Genomic DNA, 19553 nt, shown 5'->3' with positions numbered 1-19553 from the left:
ATAGTCGCCTAGCCTGATTATCAGCACTACTGACGAATTGGAGACGGTTGTGGCCGAGAGATCGAATAGCGAATCCACGCTGCGGGTGTTGCTGATGACGATGGGGTTGATCACCGCCACCCCCGCCATCGCACTGGTCGACGCATACGCCCTGGAATGGACCTACCGGGTCACCGATCCCGATCCCATGACCCTCGCGCTGCTGCAACACCGCGGCATGCTGCAACTCCTGCTGGGCGCGGCCCTGGTGTGGGCCGTCTTCCACCCCTCCGCCCGGTTCGCCGCGGCCATCGCCGCGATCGTCGGCAAATCGACCTTCCTGCTGCTGATCCTGCCGAACCCGACCATCCGCGGCGATCTCGCACCGTTCAGCATCGTGTTCGACCTGCTGTGCATCGCCGCACTCACCGGTGTGGCGATCCGGTACGCCCGTCCCCGACGCACGATCGGCGCGCTCGCCTGATGGGCGGCATGCTGCTGATCGCGGGCCGCCTGGCCGCCGTCACCGTCAGCCTCCCGACCTTTCTCTATCTCTTCCTGCAGAATCGATTCCACGCGGACAACCTGTTTCTTTGGCCCGATCTGGTGCTGTGCGTATGGCTGACCACCGCCGCGCTGCTGCCTCACCGACATGCGGTCCCGGCACTCGGCTTCGGTTTCGCGTTCGCCGCCGGGGTGATCGGGACGGCCGTGTCCTCCTACCTCACCCGCGGCGCGTTCAATGTGTTCACCGCCCTGATCGCGGCGCTATGTGTCGCCATGGGGCTGGCGTTCGCCTGGCACCGCCGGGACCGGCGGGGTACTCCCCCGCGCGCTACGGCCCGGGCGGTCCCCGCAGGCTCGTGAGGGCGACCGGGTCAGAGGTCCACGCCCAGGATCGGTCCGGCGAGAGTGAACATGGCCAGGGTGATCAAGACCATGCCGATCACGTTGAGACCGATTCCGGCCCTGATCATCTGGCCGATGCGGATATGTCCCGAACCGAAGACCACGGCGTTGGGCGGTGTCGCCACCGGCAGCATGAAGGCCGATGTCGCGGCCAGGGCCACGGGGACCGCGAGCAGCATCGGGTCCAGGCCGAGGCCGCCCGCCACACCGATGATGATCGGGAGGAAGGTGGCGGTGGTGGCGGTGTTGCTGGTCAACTCGGTGAGCAGCAGCACCAGGCCGGTAACCACGGCGACCAGCAGCAGGATCGGAATGCCGCCGAGCCCGGACACCTGATCGCCGATCCAGGTGCCCAATCCGGTCACCCGGATCTGGTTGGCCAGCGACAGCCCGCCGCCGAAGAGCAGCAGAATGCCCCAGGGGATGCCCTTGGCCGTCTCCCAGTCCAGCAGGCGTTCGCCGCGGCCGACCGGAACGATGAACAGGGCGATGGCCATGACGATGGCGATCACCTCGTCACCGATGCGGGTCAGGAACGGCAAGGCGTCGCGCAGCGCGTCGATTCCGTTGGAGCCGAACAAGGTCGGTATGAGGATCCAGGCCAGCGCGGTGGTCACGAACACCACCAGGACCGTGATCTCCCCGCGCGACATCGGCCCCAGTTCGCGGTACTGCTCGTCGATGGCCTCACGACCGCCGGGTATTTCGGACATGCGCGGCGGAAATACCAAGCGGGTCAATACGATCCAGGCCAGCACCAGGAACACCGCGGCGATCGGCACCCCGAACAGCATCCACTGGCCGAACGAGATGGCTATGCCCTCCTCGGCCAGGTTCGACACCAGCAGACCGTTGGGCGGGGTGCCGATGATCGTGCCCAGCGAGCCGATCGACGCCGCGTAGGCGATACCGAGCATGAGCGCCGCGGCGAAGTTTGGATCGCCGTCGCCGTCCCCGAGCCGCGTGGTCAGCACGATCACCGACAGGCCGATGGGCAGCATCATGACGGCGGTCGCGGTATTGCTCACCCACATCGACAAGAAGGCCGTGGCCAGCATGAACCCCGCGATGAGCCATACCGGCCGGGTGCCCACCGCACGGATGGTCCGCAAGGCGATGCGGCGGTGCAGTCCCCACTTCTGCATGGCCGCCGCCAGCAGGAAGCCGCCCAGGAACAGAAAGATGATCTTGTCGGCGTAGGGCGCGGCGGCGCCGAGCACATCACCGGTGGTCGCGTCGTCCCCGACGGCATCGAGCCCCCGCGTTCCCATCGGCGCGACATTCAGCAGCGGGAACGCCACCAGCGGCACCAGCGCCGTAGCGGGCAGCGGCAATGCCTCGGTCATCCACCACACGGCCATGAGCACGGCCACCGCCGCGGTCGACCGCGCGGGCGTCCCGAGCGAATCGGGCAGTACCCAGTACACGATCACGGCCAGGATCACCCCGAGGCCGAGGCCGATCCACCGTCGCGGGGCCGCGCCGCTGGAATCGTCCACGACGACCGCGGAATCAGTGGAATGTGACATAGCCCACCTCTCAACGCGCTGTGTCCGTGACGGTACCGGGCGGTCCGGCCCCGTACGTGCGAAACGCGTGGGTCGCCCGGTCAGCGAATGGCGAGCGCGACCAGCTGGGTGACCTGTTCGGCGCTGAAGTTGTTGTCGCTCACCAGGATCAGCGTGCGTTCACCGGTGGCGAGACGCGGCCCCCAGGTCATGCCCTCGATATTGTCGACATGGGACAGGCCGAGCTCGTCCAGGTCGGCGACCAGCCGTTTGGTGGCCGGGCGGGCGTCGGTCACGCTGGTGCCGTGCACGTCGGTGGCGGCGGTCAGGTCGGCTTCGTAGAGACGGATCTTGGTGCCGACGCCCGGGACGAAGCCGCGTTCCAGAACGAGCAGCGTCGACGGGTTCAGGGCGTCGGCGGCGAGGATGGAGACGATGCCGTTGTCGCCGCGGCCGGGTTCGGGGCGCGACGCGGCGAAGACCGGCTCGGTCGGATACAGGTACTGGGCCAGCACCGGACCGAATCGGGACTGCACGGTCAGGCGGTTGAGCGATCCGCCGCCGGTGGTGGGTCCGGGACCGTCCTCGAGCAGCGGGCCCTCGAGCGCGGTCACGAACAGGGTGCCGCCCGCGGCGAAGGTCGCGGCCTCCAAGGCGGCATTGCGGCGCGGACCCGTGTCCGGGCGCATTCGTTCGTTGTCGGGGATCGGGAGATCCCCGGCGTAGGTGCCGTCCGGGCGGGCGATCCGCACCGACGGGTCGATCAGCACACCGTCCGCGCGCTCCCCCTCCTGGGTCCAGAAGTAGTCGCCGGTCCACGGATCGACCCGAATCTCCTCGGGGTCGACGGATTTCGCCGGGTACTCGGCACCGGCGGGATCGAGCAGCGGGTGCGTGCCGGTGAAGGTGACCGGCCCGACCCCGTCGCCATCCACCGTGAAGCGCGCGGTGTAGAACCGCGCCGGATCGCGTTCCGACCGATCATCGCTGATCAGCACGTAGTCGCCGGCACTCGCGCGATAGTCGATTCCCGACAGCCCACCGAGCACCGTCCCCCGCACATCGAGATCGTGGGCGATCACCCGCTCCCCCAGCAACCGCACCCCCGGTTGCGCGTGCGCCGTCGGCGCCCCCAACACCCCCGCGACCGCCACCGCCAGTGCTACCTGCCCAGCCCTACGCCATCCATGCGCCACGGGCCACCACGCTAGCGGCGGGCCGGGACCGACAGGTGAACGGCCGGGAACCATCCGATGCCCGGTACACGCGTCACGCGCGGTGGTAGGCGGGCGGCAGCGGGTACCCGCGTTCGGTTACGCCGGACCACCGATACGACGCGCACCCGAGCATTCTCGCCGACGGCGAGTCCGCGCCGACCGAGAATCCGCGGCGTGGTTCCCGCCAGCGGTTCTCGCCCGGCCCCTGCCGGATCACTCATTCGTGGTGGTCCGGCAGTCGGCCTCGAGGGTCGATCAGGCCGGGCGGTAGGTGTTGATGACGATGCCGCTGCCGGTGCGTTTGGTGTCGACGAGGTCGAGGCGGTGCAGTAGCCCGTCGTCGGTGAACAGGCGAGCCCCTTTGCCCGCGATCACCGGGTAGATCATGAGTTCCAGTTCGTCGAGCAGATCGGCCTCGAGCAGGCGGCGGACCAGGGTGGGACTGCCCGCGGTGCCGATGTTGTTGCCCGGCTGCCGTTTCAGCTCGGCGAGGGTGGCAGCCAGGTCGGCGCCGCGCAGCAGGGTGGCGTTGGTCCAGCCGACCTCGTCGAGGGTGTCGGATACGACGTACTTCCGGACGCTGTTGATATGTCCGGCGAAGGGCTCGTCGGTGGAGGTGGGCCAGTAGTCGACCCACTCCGTATAGGTGTTGCGGCCCAACAGCATGGTGTCGGTGGCGGCGAGCACCGTTCCCATGTGCGCGCCGAAATCCTCGTCGAACAGATCGAACGACCATTGATCGGGTGATTCCACGACGCCGTCCACGGTGATGAACAAGCCGCCCACTACTTTGCGCATTGCACTGTCCCAACGTTCTCGATCCGGTCCCGGATGGACCGAACTCCTGACAGATCGAAGGTAAAACCGCTGCTCGGCCTGCTGTCAGACCACAATGCGCCGTGCGCGGGACAGAACGCGCCAACCGCTTTATGGTGAGCGAGTGATCGCAGGAACGGTGCCGCCGCACATGCTGCGCCTGATCCTCGCCGCGGCGCTCGAGGCCGGGGTGAAGGACTCCGATCTCGTACGAGTGCGCGGGATGGCGGCCATTCACGAGGACGGCGTACGACTGTCTTCCGCTATGGCGCTGGATATCTGGCAGATTGCCGGAGACGAGATGGAGGCATGGGGCGGCGGCGCGCGGATCGCGACCCTGTGGCAGCCCGGACTGCTCAGTTCATGGGACTACCTGTTCCGCACCGCCCCCACCCTGACCGGTGGTCTCACCGCTGGGGCGAACCTGCTCGCGGCGGTCCGCGACCCGCTGGAGAGCGCGGAGGTCACCATGGACGCCGCGGGCGCGGCCACCGTCGTCTACCGCACGCCCTACGCCGACCTGTCGTGTGGCTCGATGATCAACGAACTGGCGATGGGCCTCATTCTGCGCGAGGCACGCGCCGCCGTGGGTCGGCACCTCCGCCCGCAGCGGGTGACGTTCACAACCGCGCCGCCGCCGCACCACCGGCATCTGGTGGAACTCTTCGGCACCGACGACATGCACTTCGGCGCGGAGCACACCACCATCACCTTCACCGAAGCCGATGCGGCACAGCCCCTTCCGGAGGCCGATCCGGTACTGGCCGCGATCATGCGGTCCTACACCGAGACCACCATCACCTCCGCCCGCCCGATGCTGGGCTGGCTGGACCAGTTGCACACCGCGATTCGCGAAGCGCTGCAACAGGGTTCGGCGCCAACCCTCCGCGCCGTCGCACACCGCATGGCGACCAGCCCCCGTACCCTTCAGCGCCGCCTGCGCGAGGAGGACACCACCTGGCGCACCGAACTGGAACGCGTCCGCCACACCGAATCCGCACGCCTGCTGCGGGAGTCGTCACTCGGTGTCGAGTCCATCGCCACCCGGGTCGGCTACGCCGACGTGCGCGCCCTGCGCCGCGCCTTCCACCGCCTCCACGGCGTCGCGCCCAGCGAATACCGCAGGCGCACCGCACGCTGAGTTCACCGCCGCGTCTCCGTGCCGTCGCGACAGCTTCGCCGCACGGCAAAACTACCGGTCAGACCCGCGAGCGGCGTTCTGTGGACCGGATCACCACGGCCGCCGTCCGGGTGGTAGCCAGGCGGACCTCTTGGTAGGTTTCGGCGTGTTCGCGCAGCGCGGCGCATGACTTCCAGCCCTCATCCGCGGAACGTCCCCACATCCATGTCCGAGCGCCTCTTTCGTCGTCGACGGAGGCGGTAACAGCCATGTCCACCCGCAGCCGACACACGGCCGTCTCGACGGCGCGCTCGGCGGCGGCATCGATGGAGCTTGCATGACACCCACCACCACGCCACCGGTCTCGGTGTGCGTGAACGAGATACCCGACGCCGTCGTGCGCGGTCGGGGATTGCTGATCGGATACTTCACCGGGCTCGGCGTCGTGATGGCCGTCTGGGGAACACGCATACCGGCCGTTCAGGAGGCCGCGGGTCTGGATACCGCGGGTCTGGCCGCGGTCCTCCTCGCCGCCGCGGTCGGGATGGTCGGCGGCCTGCAAGTCGGCGGCCGACTGGCCGAACCGGCCCGGCTGCCACGACTTCTGACCGCGGGCGCACTCGGCCTCGCCATGAGCTTGGCGCTGCTCGGCGTCTGCCGGGACCCGATCGCTCTGCTTGCGGCGGCGCTGCTCTTCGGCGCCGCGCACGGCGTTCTGGATGTCGCGGCGAATGCGGCGGCGGTTCGGTGTCAGGACGCCTACGGTCGGCCGATCATGTCGAGCCTGCACGCGGCCTACAGCCTCGGAGCCCTGGGCGGCGCGCTGATTGTCGCTGCCGTGGCGCACAATTCGCACACCTACATCTTCACCGCCACGGCGGCCGTCGCCGTGGCGGCCACGCTCGCGGTGGCACCGGCGACCCGCCACATCGGCTACCCGGCCCCACTCCCGGAAACCTCGCAAGCGCCCGAGAAGCCCGCGGCACTGCCTCGAATTCGACTCTGGCTGTTGGGTTTGCTGGCCGCCGCGTGTCTGCTGGGTGAAGGCGCCGCCGCCGATTGGTCCGCGGTTCACCTCAGCGAACTGCACGCGTCCACCGCGGCCAGTGCTGCCGCATACGCCGGATACAGCGCGGCCATGGCGGCTGGCCGACTGGTCGGCGATCGGCTCATCGCGTACTTCGGCGCGCCGAAAGTCGTTCGGGCAGGCGCGATCCTGGCGGCAGTGGGACTCGTGGCGGGCCTGTCCGCGGGTACCGTGCCGCTCGCGCTGCTCGGCTGGGCCGCTTTCGGACTCGGCCTGTCCGTCACGATCCCGTCATTGTTCAGCGCAGCGGGCGCGGGCGGTCCGCGTGCGGTCGCCGCCGTAGCCGTGACCGGCTACCTCGGTCTGCTCGCGGGACCGGCGCTCATCGGAGCCGTGGCCGCCGTGACCACCCTGCCCGTCGCACTCGTCCTGCCCGCCGCGCTCGCCGCGGTGGTCGCCGTCCTTTCCCATCGAGCACTGGAGAACAGGTGATCACCTCACAGCCCCCTCAGCCCGCACGACTCGACGCGGTCATCTTCGACTACAACGGCGTCATCGGCCTGCAACCGACCCTCCCGATGTGGGGCGAGCTGGCCGAACTCGCCGGATTCCGGGCGGATCAGCTGGAGCACTTCCGCACCGCCTTCTGGAGCGCCCGCGAGCGCTACGATTCCGGTGACCTCGACGACGCGGCCTTCTGGACCGCCGTGCTCGGCCACCGCCCGAACCCGGACCTGCTCGAGCGATTGCGTGCCGTCGACACCGCGCTGTGGACCCGCACCGACGACCGCGTGGTCGCGCTCCTGCACCGGGCACGACAGCTCGACCTCCCGATGGTCCTGCTGTCCAACGCACCGCACCCCGTGAGCGATGCTCTCGATGCCTCCCACTGGCGTCCCCTGATGAACGATGCCCTTTACTCGGCTCGCCTGGGCATGAACAAGCCCCACCCGGACACCTACCGGAACGCGTTGTCGGCGACCGGCGTTCACGATTCGGGCGGGGTGCTGTTCATAGACGATCGCGTCGACAACTGCCGCGCCGCCGCCAGTATCGGTCTGCGCGTACTGCACTACACCGGCTCGCCCGCCGATATCGAGAACCAGCTCCGCCTCACCGTGGCCGCGTGAACCAACGGCGCGAATCAGCCGCGCGATAATGTGAAGAATGTTAGTTTCACTCCGATCGGGGCGAGAGCTACACGGCCGGAAGGGATCTCATGGCTACTACTCGGGTGCGCGGCACCGGATTGGGTGCGACGACGCTCGGCATCGGCGCGGCGTTGGTGATGCTGGCGCCGCATGCGGCGGCCGCGGGCCAGGGGTATGTGGCGATGGCGGCATCGAATCCGAAGGTCGGGTGCGACTACGCGGTCACCAGCGGTGATCTCGTCGGCGGCGGCAGCAGTTCGAGCAATGGGCTGCCGATCACCTTCTACGACAACGGCGTCGCGATCGGGACCGACGAGGTGGGCGGCGGCCTGGTGGGCAAGGCCGCCAAGGTGACTTGGACGCCGAAGACCACCGGACAGCACGTGCTCACGGCCATCGGCAGCTGGGGCGACGACCACGTGATCACGCTGACGCCACTGACCGTCCAGGTCGCCGCGAGCACCGCCACCGGCAGCTTCGGCTGCCCGTTGCCGAGCATCTCCGGATAACCCACCGCCGAGGAGGACTCGGTGACATCGGAAACCGCTACCGTCCGCGAGCGGTGACGGCGTCGGCGGCAGCAGGGACGTCGGTATCGACGGCAGCAGGGACGGCAGGGTCGGCGGCAGTAGCGGGGCGGCAGAGTCGGCGGCGGCAGCAGCGTCGGTGTCAGCGGGTGTCGGTGGCAGAGTCGGCGACAGCATCGTCGGCGGCAGCGGTGTCGGTGTCAGCGGTGTCGGCGGCAAGGAGTTTCAGCACTACCGGCCGGGAGAGCGTACCGGCGACCTGCCGGGCCAATCGGTTCGCGCTCACCCCGGCGGCATGGGACTCCCGCAGTGCGGCGGCGAGGTCGTCGCGGGCGGCCGCGGCAGCCGTCTGCGCCTCCCGCAGGCGGCGGGCGGCCGCGGCGACCACATCGCCCGCACGCACATCCTCGCTGCGCGCGGCCGCGTGCACATCCTCACTGCGCCCGGGAGCGTCATCGGTCAACGCATTGACCAGTTCGAGATCCCCGTGCCCCGCCCGCATGGCCGATCGCGCGAAATCGGCCATGAACCGCTTGGTGGCCTCGGTGTCGTCGGCCGCCTCGCCGAGCAGCAGTCGGGTGGTCTGCGGCACCGCCAGCGACCAGTTGGCCAGCCCGCACAGGGCGAGCAGCACCAAACCGGCCCGGCGTTCGTCCACACCGAACTGCTCCTGGGCCCGATTGAACTTGCGCACATAGTGATCGGCGCGCCAGCCGTCGATATCGTGCGCGTCCGCACCACGGTGCAGGCCCTCCCACAGCAGCAGCCGCAGCAGCTGCGGGTGCGCGCGGTGATAGTCGAAGAGCTTGCCCACGTATTCGCCCGGTTCGGTCTCCGACAGCGGCTGCACCACCTCGAGGAACTCGCGCATGGTGTCGATGAGGATGACGTCGAACAGCTTGTCCTTACTGCCGAACAGGCCGTAGATGCGTTCCTTGTTCACCCCCGCCGCCTCTGCGATGCGGTCCACGCGCGCGCCCGCGAGGCCGTATTCGGCGAATTCCGCGCGGGCCGCACGCAGCAGGGCCCGCCTGGTCGCGTCACTGCGCTTGGCCGGAGCGTTCATGACGGCGACTCTAACATCCACTAATCCAACTATTTGGTTGACATGTTGGTCACCGGCGTCCTACCGTCGTCACCATGCCGACCACCGCCCTGCCGAATCCGACCGACACCCAGGTCTCGACCGCCACGCACCGCGCCCACACCGCGCGCACGCTACCGGTCTTCGTGTTGTCCGCCCTGCTGGCGACGGGGCAGATGTACATACCGATTCCGCTGTTCACCGCCATGCAATCCGACTGGCAGGTGAGCGCGAGCGCCATGACGTGGATCATCAGTGCCTTCGCCTTCGGGTACGCGGGCGGCTTCGTCGCCTTCGGCCCGCTGTCGGACCGGTACGGCCACCGGCGTGTGCTGATGACCGGGATGCTCGCCGCCGCAGTGGTCACCCTATTGACCGGTTTGGCGCTCAGCGCGCCGCTCGCCATCGGCCTGCGGGTCGTCCAAGGCCTGGTGGTCGGTTCGATACCGCCCGCGATCATGGCCTATGTGGCCACTCGGATCACGCCCGCGCATCGCGCCGTGGTGACCATGTCGGTGGCCACCTCGTTCCTGGCCGCGACGGTGCTGGCGCAGATCGCGTCGCAGGCCGTGGTCGCCTCGCTCCCGTGGCGGACCATGTTCCTCGGGTCGGCGGCGGCCTTCGCGGCGCTGGCACTGGCACTGCGCGCGGTCATGGTGCCCGACGCGCCGACCGGCACGGACCGTCCGCTGCTGCACAGCTACGCCACCGTCCCCGCGGTACTGCGGATCACGCCGCTACTCCCCCTGCTGATCGCGGGCGCCCTGTCCATGGCCGTCATGGTGGGCGTCTACACCGGCATCGAGATCACCGGCCTGGTCCACGGGTCGGGCGAACTGCTCGCCCTGCGCGCGGGCGCGCTACCGGTCATGGTGGCGCTGCCGCTGCTCGCGGTGCCGCTGGCTCGGCTCACCAAACACAATCAGATCGTGCTGGGCGCGCTGGTCGCGGCGGCGGCCATGGTGGCCGCCACCTTCGAGGGTGGCCATATCGGCATCCTGACCGCACTGCTCGCGATCCTGGTCGGCGGACTCGGCGTCATCGCGCCCGCCGTCCTCCAGACCACCGGCGAACTCGGCGGCGAGGCCCGGGCGGCGGCCTCCTCGGTCGCCATGTTCAGCTTCTACGTCGGCGCCACCATCGGCCCGATCATCGCGTCGATCGCAGCGCCGCACGGGTTCTCGGCCCTGGCCTGGACCCTGGCGCTGCTCCTGCTCGTCGCGCTGGGGTGCACCCTGCTGGGCGCACGCCTCCAGCGCGGGGCGGCCTCCTCCTGATCCGAGCACTCGGCACCGGCGTCAGAACGCGTCGGAGCAACCGCAGGAACCGCGGGTGCGCAGGTCCGCGTCGAGGCGGATGATGCCGGGATCCGGTGTGCGGCTTTCTATCTGCTCGAGCAGTAGGTCCACCGCCAGCTCACCCATGCGGCGGGCCGGTTGGACCATGGTGGTCAGGCCGGGGCGGGTGTACCGGGAGTATTCGATGCCGTCGAAGGCGACCACGGCCAGATCGTCGGGCACTCGCAGTCCCGCGTCGTAGGCGGCGCGGAGCATACCCATGGCCTGGAGGTCACTGGTGACGAATACGGCCGTCGGCGGGTTCGGCCCGGCCGCCAACTCGGCCAGGGCGTGATACCCGGCCGAGCCGCCGAAATCGGTCCGCACGATGACGCCTTCGGGCAAGCCCTTGGCCGCCAGGGCATTCCGATAGCCCTGCACCCGATCCTCGGCCGTGGAGACATGCGGTCCGCTCAGGCAGGCGATCCGGGTGTGGCCGTGTCCGATGAGATGGTCCACGGCCTGCTGCGCCCCCGCGACCGAATCGCACAGCACGTGGGTGCAGCGCGCCGGATCGATAATGCGGTCCAGGGCGACCAACACCATTCCGGCCTGCTCGCAGGCGTCGGCGATACCGGTCTCCCAGGCGGAGGAAATCGCCAGCAGCCCTTCGACGCGCCGGTCGATGAACGAGCGGACATAGGCTTGTTCCCGCCCGGGATCTCCGGCGGCATTGCCGACGAACAGCGGGTATCCGCGCGCGAACGCCGCCGCCTCGATCACCGCCGACAACTCGGCGAAGAAGGGATTGGCGCCGTCCGGAATCACCATGCCGAGGGCGTGGCCGCGGTTGGTGCGCAGGCTGCGGGCGGACATATTGGGCCGGTAGCCGAGTTCGGCGATGGCGGCCTCGATGCGGGCCCGGGTCGCCGGCGCGACCTGTCGCGGACCGCCATTGATCACATAACTGACCAGCGCCGGAGACGTACCCGCCAGCCGAGCCACGTCGGCCCGTGTGACCGCCATCGAGTTATCTCCTTCTCGCGCACCGTCCATCCAAGCATCGAACCGGCCGACGGTGAAAGACCAGCCCCTTGACAGCTCGTGACCCGCATCACACACTGTCATTCAACTCGTGTTGATCAACACGAGTTGATACTACGAAACAGATTAGGTCGGTTCACGATGAATGCACGATTTCGCCGCGCTCTGATACCTGTCGCCCTGGTCACCGCGGTTGCCGCACTGACGACCGGCTGCGGCCGCGGTGATGACTCCGGCTCCGACGAGTTCAAGATCGCGATCGTCACCCGGAACTTCACCAACCCGTACTGGGCGGCGTTGCGCGACGGTGCGAAGGCCGAGGCGGAGGCGCTGGGCGTGCGGGTCGACGTCCAGGCCGGACAGTCCGAGACCGATGCCGACGGCGAGAACGCCCAGATCTCCACCATGGCGGCCCAGGGTTACGACTGTTTCGGCGTGGTCCCGGTCAACAGCACCAATGTGATCACGCCGCTGACGCCGGTCGCGCGCAAGGACATTCCGATCCTGAACCTCGACACCCAGATCGACGCGAAGGCGTCCGAGGCGGCGGGTGTCAGCTACGCCAGCTTCATCGGTTCGGACAATCTCGATGCCGGTCGGATCGCCGGTGAGCGGATGGTGCAGGCGCTGGGCGGCAGCGGCAAGGTGGTGATGCTGCAGGGCATCGCGGGCGAGCAGAACGGCATCAACCGTGACCAGGGTTTCAGCGACGCCGTGGCGGGCAAGCTGGAGATCGTGCAGAAGGCACCCGCCGACTACGAGCAGGACAAGGGCCTCCAGGTCACCGAGGCGATGCTGCGGGCGCATCCGGACATCACCGGAATCTTCGCCGCCAATGACACCATGGGACTCGGTGCGGCACAGGCGATCAAGAACGCGGGCAAGTCGGAACAGATCAAGGTGATCTCGGTCGACGGCATCCAGGCCGCTCTCGACGCCGTGCGGTCCGGGGATCTGTACGGCACGGTGACCCAATACCCCTATGCGGAAGGCCAACTCGCCGTGCAGGGGTGCCTGGCCCTGCACCAGGGCAAGACCCTGCCCTCGCGCGTCGTCGCCCCGATCGCGTTCATCGGCGCGGACAATGTCGAACAGCAGATCGAGGCGTTCCCGCGCCCGATCGTCGCCTTCGACAACCCGATCGAAGGGCTCCTGGACAAGTGACGGCCACCGTGGACACCGCATCGGTCGACTCGCGCGAGCGCGCGGGACGCACCGAGATCCTGTCCAGAATCGCGGAATTCGCGGCTCCCCTGGCCCTGGTGGTGCTCTGGGTGGTGTTCTTCATCGCCACCCCGCACTTCCTGACACTGGACAACATCAGTGATCTGCTCGTCGCCTCGACCATTCTGACCGTGCTGGCCCTGGGCCAGCAGTTCGCGATCACGGCCGGTGGCATCGACCTGTCCGTGGGAGCCAACCTGCCGTGGGCCGCCGCGATTCTCGGCTATCTGACCGCGCAGGGTTATCCGCTGGCGATCGGCATCACCGGCGCGATTCTCGGCGGGCTGGCGGTCGGCGTCGTCAACGGGGTGCTCGTCGGTCGGCTGGGCATGACCGATTTCGTGGTCACCCTCGGCATGCTGAGCGTACTCAACGGCATCACGCTGCTGTTGACGCACGGCAATACGCAGGCGGTGAGTTCCCAGTTCCTGCAACGGCTCGCACTCGACGGCATCGGCCCGGTGCGCTGGTTCTGGCTGCTGGCGCTGCTGGCCGCGCTGGCGGTGGCGGTGATCATCTTCCGGACCCGGATCGGCACGCATCTGCTCGCGACCGGCGGTCGGCTGGAAGCGGCCCGCGACACCGGTATTCCGGTGAACCGGATTCGCCTGTTCGCCTACGCCATGTCCGGATTGCTGTGCGGCATAGCCGGTGTCATGCTGGTCGCCCGCAATGGCGGGGCGGACCCATCGTTGCAGACCACCTATCTGCTGAGTTCCATCGCGGCCGTGGTGCTGGGCGGCTCATCGCTCTCCGGCGGCAAGGCATCGGTCCTCGGAACCGTCTGCGGAGCGGTGCTTTTCACCTCGCTCATCAACGGGTTCACCATTCTCGGCATCTCGCAGTACTACCAGCCGGTCGCGGTCGGCGCGGTACTGCTGCTCGCCGCGGGCATCGCCCGCTTCCGAAAGTAGGTCAGCACATGGCGATTCCACTGCTGGAGGCACGAGATCTCACCAAGTCGTTCGACTCGGTGCGCGCGCTCGCCGGGGTCAGCATGACGATTCCCGAGGGTGAGGTCACCGCGCTGGTCGGTGACAACGGCGCGGGCAAGTCGACGCTGGTGCGCTGCCTGACCGGCGTACAGCCGCCCGACACCGGGCAGATACTGTTCCGCGGCGAGCCGGTGCGCCTGCGGTCGCCGGAGCATGCCCGACGGATGGGTATCGAGACCGTCTACCAGGACCTGGCGCTCATCGACGACCTGACCGTCTGGCAGAACCTGTTCCTCAATCGCGAGCTGGTGTATCCGCTCGGCATCGTCAACCGCAAGGCCATGATCAACCGCGCCGGAGAGATCCTGCGCGACCTGGATGTCGACGTGCCGTCGGTGCGCACCACCGTCCGGCGGATGAGCGGCGGTCAGCGCCAGAGCATCGCCATCGCGCGGGCGGTGGCGTGGGGCAAGTCCATGGTCATCATGGACGAGCCCACCGCCGCACTCGGAGTCCGGGAAACGGCCGCGGTGGAACAGCTGGTGCGCGGGCTGCGCGAGCGCGGCGTCACGGTGCTGATCATCAGCCACGATCTCGACCAGGTGCTGCGCATCTGCGACAACGTCGTGGTACTGCGGCGCGGCAGATCCGTTGCCGCACATCGCATCGACGAGGTGGACGGTGACCGGCTGGTCGCGCTGATCACCGGTGCCGCACCCGGCAACCTCGATGTCGCCGAGGTGGCCTCGTGACCGTGGTGGTGCTCGGTTCGGTCAATCGGGATGTGGTGTGCGAGGTGCCGCGGCTGCCCGCACCCGGTGAGACCGTCCTCGCGGTCGGCACGCGAACCAATCTGGGCGGCAAGGGATCCAATCAGGCGGTGGCGGCGGCCAAGGCGGGCGGGCGCGTCGAGTTCGTGGCCCGAATCGGCGCGGAACCGGACCCCTCGCTACGGAAGTCGCTGCGTGAGTATGGCGTCGGACTCGAGGCGATGTGCGAGGTACCGGGTGCCCACACCGGAACGGCCTACATCACCGTCGCCTCGGGTGAGAACCAGATCGTGGTCGACCCGGCCGCCAACTTCCAGTGGGAGACCGATCCGGAACTCGATGCCGCCGCCGCGGCCCGGCTGATCGCGGACGCGGATGTGGTGGTGGCGCAATTGGAGGTGCCGGTGCGGGTGGTGGACTGGGCGGCGCGGCGCGCACGGCGGTTCATCCTCAATGCCGCCCCGGCGGCGGAACTGCCCACCGATCTCCTGCATCGGTGTGATCCGTTGATAGTCAACGAAACCGAGCTCGCGACCTTCACCGGCGCGACCGCGACGACACCGCCGGAGGCGTTCGACCAGGCGCGTGAACTGTGCCGCGGCGGCGTTCCCGCCGTGGTCGCCACCCTCGGTGCGGCCGGAGCCGTCTGGGTCCGCCGCGACGGCGGCACCGTCGTCGGCGGGCATCAGCCCGCTCCACGAATCCACGCCACCGATTCCACCGGAGCCGGGGACGCCTTCGTCGGCGCACTGGCCACCGCGCTCGCACGCGGCGACGATCTGCCCGCCGGGGTCGCCTTCGCGACCGCCGCCGCCGCGCTGGCGGTCCAGTCCCCCGGCACCCATTCCGCCTACCCCGGCCACGAGCAGATCACCGCCGCCCTCGGCACCGTTCCCCCGGCCGCCCAGCTGCCCTGATCACTCCATCCCCGCAAAGGATTTCGATCGTGCGATCCACCGGAATCATCCACGCCGACCTGCTGTCGGCACTCACCGCGCTACGGCACACCGACCTGTTCGCCGTCAGCGACTCCGGTCTCCCCGTCCCCGCCGACGTCCCGGTCATCGACCTCGGAATCAGCTACGGCCTGCCCCGGTTCGAGCCGGTACTCGACCTCATTCTGGGCGAGGTCACCGTGGAGGCGGCGTGGGGCAGCGGCGATGTCACCACCCACAACCCCGACGCCGCCACCCTGCTCACCGACCGGCTTCAGGCGAAGCTCATCGACCACGCCGAGTTCAAGGCCCGTATCGCCCAGTGCCGCTTCGTCGTTCGCACCGGCGAGGCACAGCCGTACGCCAATGTGCTGCTGCGCGCGGGGGTGCCGTGGCTGTGAATCGGTGATGCCGCGCACTCGGCCGACAGGTCGGGATTACCGAGGAGCGCCCGGATTGGCGACCTCGTCCGGGATCGACGGGTTCGGCGTAACCGTGCGGCCGTCCGAGCCGAGGGTGTAGGTGATGACCACGGGACCACCCGACGGGCAGCAGTTGGCATCGTCACCGGTCAGCCAGCGATAGCGCACCTGAACCGCACGCTCGGAGGAACCGACGACGCTCGTGTACGCCGTGGCCTTGGATGTCGCGGTGCCGAGGTAGCCGTCGTGGTCGAAGAACAGCACGTGGTAGGGCGAACTGGCCGTGCCGCCCGGTGTCGTCGCCAGCACCCAGAGCAACTCCGGACACGAGCCGACCGGCGCGTCGGTGGCGCTGTCGATGCTGTACGGATCGCCGCCCACCGAGGGGCCGAGCGAGGTGATCGCCGCATCGACCACGGTCGAACTCGGATCCAGGCACAGACCGTTGCCCGCGGTGGCGGGAAGGCCGTCGGTCGGCGAGCTCGTCACCGGCGGCTGCTTGGGCCGCGAGGTGTTCGTCGGCGCGGCGGTCACGGTGCCCGGTGCCGACGGACCGGGCGTCGGTGATCCGGTCTCCGGCGGTGTCGTGGTGTCCTGACACCCCGTCACCACTCCGGCCACGAAGAAGGCCGCCAACCCCGTACCAATGATCTTGTTCATTGAAATTCCTCCCCACCCGCCATGGCATTCACTCCGAGAACGACAGGACCACCCGCAGGAACAGGTCGGCCCGGCGGTCCAGGTTCACCTGCTTGCCCGGTTCCATCAGGCATTGGGTCATCGTGCCGTCCTGCACGGCGACCAGCGCCTGGCCGAGCGCTTCCCGATCGGTGACCGTCCGGCCGACTCTCGCCAGCAGGGTTTCGACCACCGGGAGCAGAGCCGCGGTGATCGATTCCTCGCGTGCGACCATGACCTGGCGCAACTCCGGGTTCCGCAGCGCGTGCGCGGTGAACTCGAGGCTGATGCGAAACCACTTGTCGTCCATCGGAACCGCCCGCAGGAAGTGGTCGACGACATGACGGGCGTCGCGGATGTCGGTGACCGGTTCCTGTTCGAGCACCGCGGTCACGTCGGCGAGCAGCCGCGTGGCCCGGTCCGCCCACATGGTGAGGAACACCTCGTCCATCGAGGTGAACTGCGAATAGAACGCGCCCCGGGTGTATCCGGCGCGCTCGCAGATCTGCTCGGGCTTGACACGACCGAAGCCGACTTCGGCGAACACCTCGTAGGCGGCGTCGAGCAGGCGTTGCCGGGTTTCGGCCCGACGCTTGGTGACTCGCTTCCCGACCGGGCGATCGGACGGGGTGGACGACTCGGCCGTCCTCGACGTGGCCACGCGATCGATCCCTTCTGGCGCCGACTGGTGCAGCGATACGTTACCCCGTTCGAATCAGAGCTGCATCGGATACACATCAGCCAACGGATTCAGATTTGAATGCGATACACATTCGTCTTCGATGTGTTAGCGTGACCGTCGTCGCATTCAGTGGGGAATGCGACGGTTTCGCTATCAGAGAGTGGTGGAAGATCGATGCTGAGCAGGGGTGGGCGGCGCTGGCTGCGCTCAGGTGCCGTACTGATACCCGCGGTGATCGCCGCGACAATGCTGACGGCCCCGGTCGCCCCTGTGGCGCCCGACGGCGGGACGCGCGGGGCGCAATGGCTCTCCGACTACGAGTCGGCACCGAAATACCCTGGTGTACATATTGATTGGGATGTCCCGGTCACCATGAGCGATGGCACGGTCTTGAAGGCGAACGTCTACCGTCCAGCGGATGCCGACGGTCCGATCGCCGAGCGACTGCCTACCATCGTCAACATCACCCCGTACACCAAGCTGATGCAGAATCTGGTGGATTCCGCCATCGCGATGCCCGTGCTCTACGACGTGATCACGCGGTTGGCGCAGATGATCGACCTGTCCGCCTTCGGATTCGCCGGTCTGTCCGACCTCATTCAGACCGCACCGGCCGGTATGGGCCGCATCTTCGCCGGAGTGGACCGCAAACTCATTCAGAGCGGCTACACGATGGTCGTCGTCGACGCCCGGGGAACCGGCTTCTCCCAAGGTACGTGGGACGTATTCGGACCGCGCGAACAACTGGACGCGCGGGAGATCACCGAATGGGCGGGCAGCCAGCCGTGGTCGACCGGCAAGGTCGGCATGACCGGCGTCTCGTACTGCGCGATCAACCAGCTGCACGCGGCGCAGCAGGGCTCGACGTCGCTGGCGGCGATCTTCCCGGTGGATTCCGGCAACGATCTGCTCCACGACATCGCCGGTACCGGCGGCGCGTTCGGCGCGGGCTTCCTGGTGCCGTGGTTGGGCGCGGTCAATGTGCTGAAGTTCCTCCCCGATCTGGAGTCGATCCTCGCCGGTAGGTTCGACTGGCAGTGGTTCACCGATCGAGTGGACAGCCCGCTGGTCATGGCCGATGTACTCGCCGGATTCCTGTTCAGCCAGCGCGCCGACCAGGTGCCGCAGCCGACCCTGGACCTGCTGGATCCGTCCGATCCGCAACACCGGGCCTGGCTGGGCGGGGTCGACGACATCACGACGCCGACATTCATGGTCGGCAGCTGGTACGACCTGTTCGCGTACTCGGAAGTCAAGGCGTTCAACGACATTCCGCTGCCGTCGAGTCAGAAGAAACTGCTGATGGGCCATGGCTACCACGGAACGCCGCTGGGACGTGTCGGTGAACCGGGCAAGCCGCCCCGGCTCGATGTGCTGCAACGCGCGTGGTTCGACAAGTGGCTCAAGGGCATCGACAACGGCATCGACGAATACGACCCGTACACGTTGTATCAGCAGGGCGGCGGCTGGACGAGCACCGATCAGTTCCCGAGAGCGGGAGCAGAGCACCGGAGACTCTACCTCTCCGGACGGCCCAGCGGGACAACCACATTCCCGGTGGTGCACGACGGCAGTCTCGATCCGGAGGTGCCCATCGACGCCCAACGGCTCACCGTCGCACCGGGATTGACCACGCTGTGCTCCCGGGACGCGGCCCAGATCACCGCCGGCGCCATCGCGGTACTCGACATCTGCGCTGCCGACAGCCGCATCGCGGAAACGAACGCGCTGACCTTCACCAGTGCGCCGGTCGCCGAACCCACCGAGGTCTCGGGCCCGATCGCGATTCATCTGAACACCGTGCACGACACCTCCGACGGGTACTGGACCGTCACCCTCAACGACGTCGCTCCAGACGGCCGTTCGACCTCGATCAGCTCGGGACAGCTGGTGTCCTCCTTCCGAGAGATCGACGACGCCCGATCGACGCGTTCCGCGAACGGCGACTACACCGACCCGTACCCCACGCTGGCGCTCCAGGCTCGAAAGCCCACCGTTCCGGGTGAGCCCACCACCCTCGACATCAGCCTGCTGGCCACCGATGCGATCCTGCAACCCGGCCACCGCCTGCGCGTGGACGTCTATGCCGGCAACTTCCCGCGCGGTGTGCCGATGGGCCTTACCCTGACCGACAGCCGGCTCGCCCCGCAACACCTGCTGCTCGACCCGAACGCCCCGAGCTGGATCAACATTCCGCTGGGCGGAAACCCCGGATGGTAACAACACCCGGATGCAAGCGCACCGACCA

20 protein-coding genes are annotated in these 19553 nt (G+C 68.3%); 13 read left to right on the top strand and 7 right to left on the bottom strand.

Annotated elements, in window-relative coordinates:
* Window positions 1–49 precede the first annotated feature (49 nt).
* Window positions 50–463: a hypothetical protein gene (locus tag FOH10_RS05660; protein ID WP_244961655.1), complete on the top strand. Its 414-nt coding sequence runs from the start codon at window positions 50–52 to the stop codon at window positions 461–463.
* Window positions 464–471: 8 nt separating this feature from the next.
* Window positions 472–846, top strand: a complete 375-nt coding sequence (locus FOH10_RS05655; RefSeq protein ID WP_143979915.1) for a hypothetical protein — start codon at window positions 472–474, stop codon at window positions 844–846.
* Between the two features lie 11 nt (window positions 847–857).
* On the opposite strand, the gene FOH10_RS05650 is transcribed toward FOH10_RS05655, so the two are convergent.
* From FOH10_RS05650 to FOH10_RS05640, 3 genes are all read right to left on the bottom strand, one after another.
* Complete coding sequence (locus tag FOH10_RS05650; RefSeq protein ID WP_143979914.1) at window positions 858–2417, bottom strand: SLC13 family permease; 1560 nt, start codon at window positions 2415–2417, stop codon at window positions 858–860.
* A gap of 80 nt (window positions 2418–2497) precedes the next feature.
* Window positions 2498–3592: an esterase-like activity of phytase family protein gene (locus tag FOH10_RS05645; protein ID WP_244961653.1), complete on the bottom strand. Its 1095-nt coding sequence runs from the start codon at window positions 3590–3592 to the stop codon at window positions 2498–2500.
* 276 nt (window positions 3593–3868) lie between these two features.
* Window positions 3869–4411 carry a dihydrofolate reductase family protein gene (locus FOH10_RS05640; RefSeq protein ID WP_143979912.1) on the bottom strand — a complete coding sequence of 181 codons (543 nt, stop codon included), beginning with the start codon at window positions 4409–4411 and terminating at the stop codon, window positions 3869–3871.
* 142 nt (window positions 4412–4553) lie between these two features.
* Here FOH10_RS05640 and FOH10_RS05635 point away from each other — a divergent pair, with 142 nt between their 5' ends.
* The 4 genes from FOH10_RS05635 to FOH10_RS05620 all read left to right on the top strand — a co-directional run bounded on the left by FOH10_RS05635 (window position 4554) and on the right by FOH10_RS05620 (window position 8236).
* Window positions 4554–5570, top strand: a complete 1017-nt coding sequence (locus tag FOH10_RS05635) for an AraC family transcriptional regulator (protein ID WP_186000730.1) — start codon at window positions 4554–4556, stop codon at window positions 5568–5570.
* 316 nt (window positions 5571–5886) lie between these two features.
* The gene (locus tag FOH10_RS05630; RefSeq protein WP_143979910.1) at window positions 5887–7068 is read left to right on the top strand and encodes an MFS transporter; all 1182 of its coding nucleotides are present in this window, start codon (window positions 5887–5889) and stop codon (window positions 7066–7068) included.
* Window positions 7065–7706, top strand: a complete 642-nt coding sequence (locus FOH10_RS05625; RefSeq protein ID WP_244961651.1) for an HAD-IA family hydrolase — start codon at window positions 7065–7067, stop codon at window positions 7704–7706. The genes FOH10_RS05630 and FOH10_RS05625 overlap by 4 nt, the downstream gene beginning before the upstream one ends.
* Before the next feature lie 89 nt (window positions 7707–7795).
* Window positions 7796–8236, top strand: a complete 441-nt coding sequence (locus FOH10_RS05620) for a hypothetical protein (protein WP_143979909.1) — start codon at window positions 7796–7798, stop codon at window positions 8234–8236.
* Between the two features lie 160 nt (window positions 8237–8396).
* Here the strand turns inward: FOH10_RS05620 and FOH10_RS05615 are convergent, their stop codons facing one another.
* Window positions 8397–9320 (bottom strand): TetR/AcrR family transcriptional regulator, encoded by a 924-nt coding sequence (locus tag FOH10_RS05615; RefSeq protein WP_143979908.1) that lies wholly within the window; start codon window positions 9318–9320, stop codon window positions 8397–8399.
* Window positions 9321–9394: 74 nt separating this feature from the next.
* Between FOH10_RS05615 and FOH10_RS05610 the strand changes: the two genes are divergently transcribed.
* Window positions 9395–10615 (top strand): MFS transporter, encoded by a 1221-nt coding sequence (locus FOH10_RS05610; RefSeq protein ID WP_143979907.1) that lies wholly within the window; start codon window positions 9395–9397, stop codon window positions 10613–10615.
* Between the two features lie 21 nt (window positions 10616–10636).
* Here FOH10_RS05610 and FOH10_RS05605 read toward each other — a convergent pair whose 3' ends face one another.
* A complete protein-coding gene (locus FOH10_RS05605) occupies window positions 10637–11641 on the bottom strand; it encodes a LacI family DNA-binding transcriptional regulator (protein WP_143979906.1) in 1005 nt (334 codons plus the stop codon).
* A gap of 159 nt (window positions 11642–11800) precedes the next feature.
* Here FOH10_RS05605 and FOH10_RS05600 point away from each other — a divergent pair, with 159 nt between their 5' ends.
* From FOH10_RS05600 to rbsD, 5 genes are read left to right on the top strand one after another with little or no spacing between them, the layout of a single operon-like run.
* Complete coding sequence (locus FOH10_RS05600) at window positions 11801–12823, top strand: sugar ABC transporter substrate-binding protein (protein WP_143979905.1); 1023 nt, start codon at window positions 11801–11803, stop codon at window positions 12821–12823.
* Window positions 12820–13797 carry an ABC transporter permease gene (locus FOH10_RS05595; RefSeq protein WP_244961649.1) on the top strand — a complete coding sequence of 326 codons (978 nt, stop codon included), beginning with the start codon at window positions 12820–12822 and terminating at the stop codon, window positions 13795–13797. The genes FOH10_RS05600 and FOH10_RS05595 overlap by 4 nt, the downstream gene beginning before the upstream one ends.
* A gap of 8 nt (window positions 13798–13805) precedes the next feature.
* A complete protein-coding gene (locus FOH10_RS05590; RefSeq protein WP_143979904.1) occupies window positions 13806–14570 on the top strand; it encodes an ATP-binding cassette domain-containing protein in 765 nt (254 codons plus the stop codon).
* Window positions 14567–15505 carry a ribokinase gene (locus tag FOH10_RS05585; RefSeq protein ID WP_143979903.1) on the top strand — a complete coding sequence of 313 codons (939 nt, stop codon included), beginning with the start codon at window positions 14567–14569 and terminating at the stop codon, window positions 15503–15505. Before FOH10_RS05590 ends, FOH10_RS05585 begins: the two co-directional genes overlap by 4 nt.
* 29 nt (window positions 15506–15534) lie before the next feature.
* Entirely contained in the window at window positions 15535–15924 is a 390-nt protein-coding gene (gene rbsD / locus FOH10_RS05580; protein ID WP_143979902.1) for a D-ribose pyranase, read from the top strand.
* Window positions 15925–15960: 36 nt separating this feature from the next.
* Here the strand turns inward: rbsD and FOH10_RS05575 are convergent, their stop codons facing one another.
* Both FOH10_RS05575 and FOH10_RS05570 read right to left on the bottom strand, forming a co-directional pair.
* Window positions 15961–16605, bottom strand: coding sequence for an LppP/LprE family lipoprotein (locus FOH10_RS05575; RefSeq protein ID WP_143979901.1), 645 nt, complete (start codon window positions 16603–16605; stop codon window positions 15961–15963).
* 28 nt (window positions 16606–16633) lie between these two features.
* Entirely contained in the window at window positions 16634–17284 is a 651-nt protein-coding gene (locus FOH10_RS05570; protein ID WP_143979900.1) for a TetR/AcrR family transcriptional regulator, read from the bottom strand.
* A 393-nt stretch (window positions 17285–17677) separates the two neighbouring features.
* On the opposite strand from FOH10_RS05570, the gene FOH10_RS05565 reads away from it, so the two are divergent.
* A complete protein-coding gene (locus FOH10_RS05565; protein WP_244961646.1) occupies window positions 17678–19525 on the top strand; it encodes a CocE/NonD family hydrolase in 1848 nt (615 codons plus the stop codon).
* Window positions 19526–19553: the final 28 nt, after the last annotated feature.

The organism is Nocardia otitidiscaviarum (assembly GCF_007362295.1).
GTDB classification, from domain to species: Bacteria; Actinomycetota; Actinomycetes; order Mycobacteriales; family Mycobacteriaceae; genus Nocardia; species Nocardia otitidiscaviarum.
The sequence above is the reverse complement of the archived record's forward strand: the minus strand, read 5'-3'. Positions and strand labels throughout refer to the sequence as shown.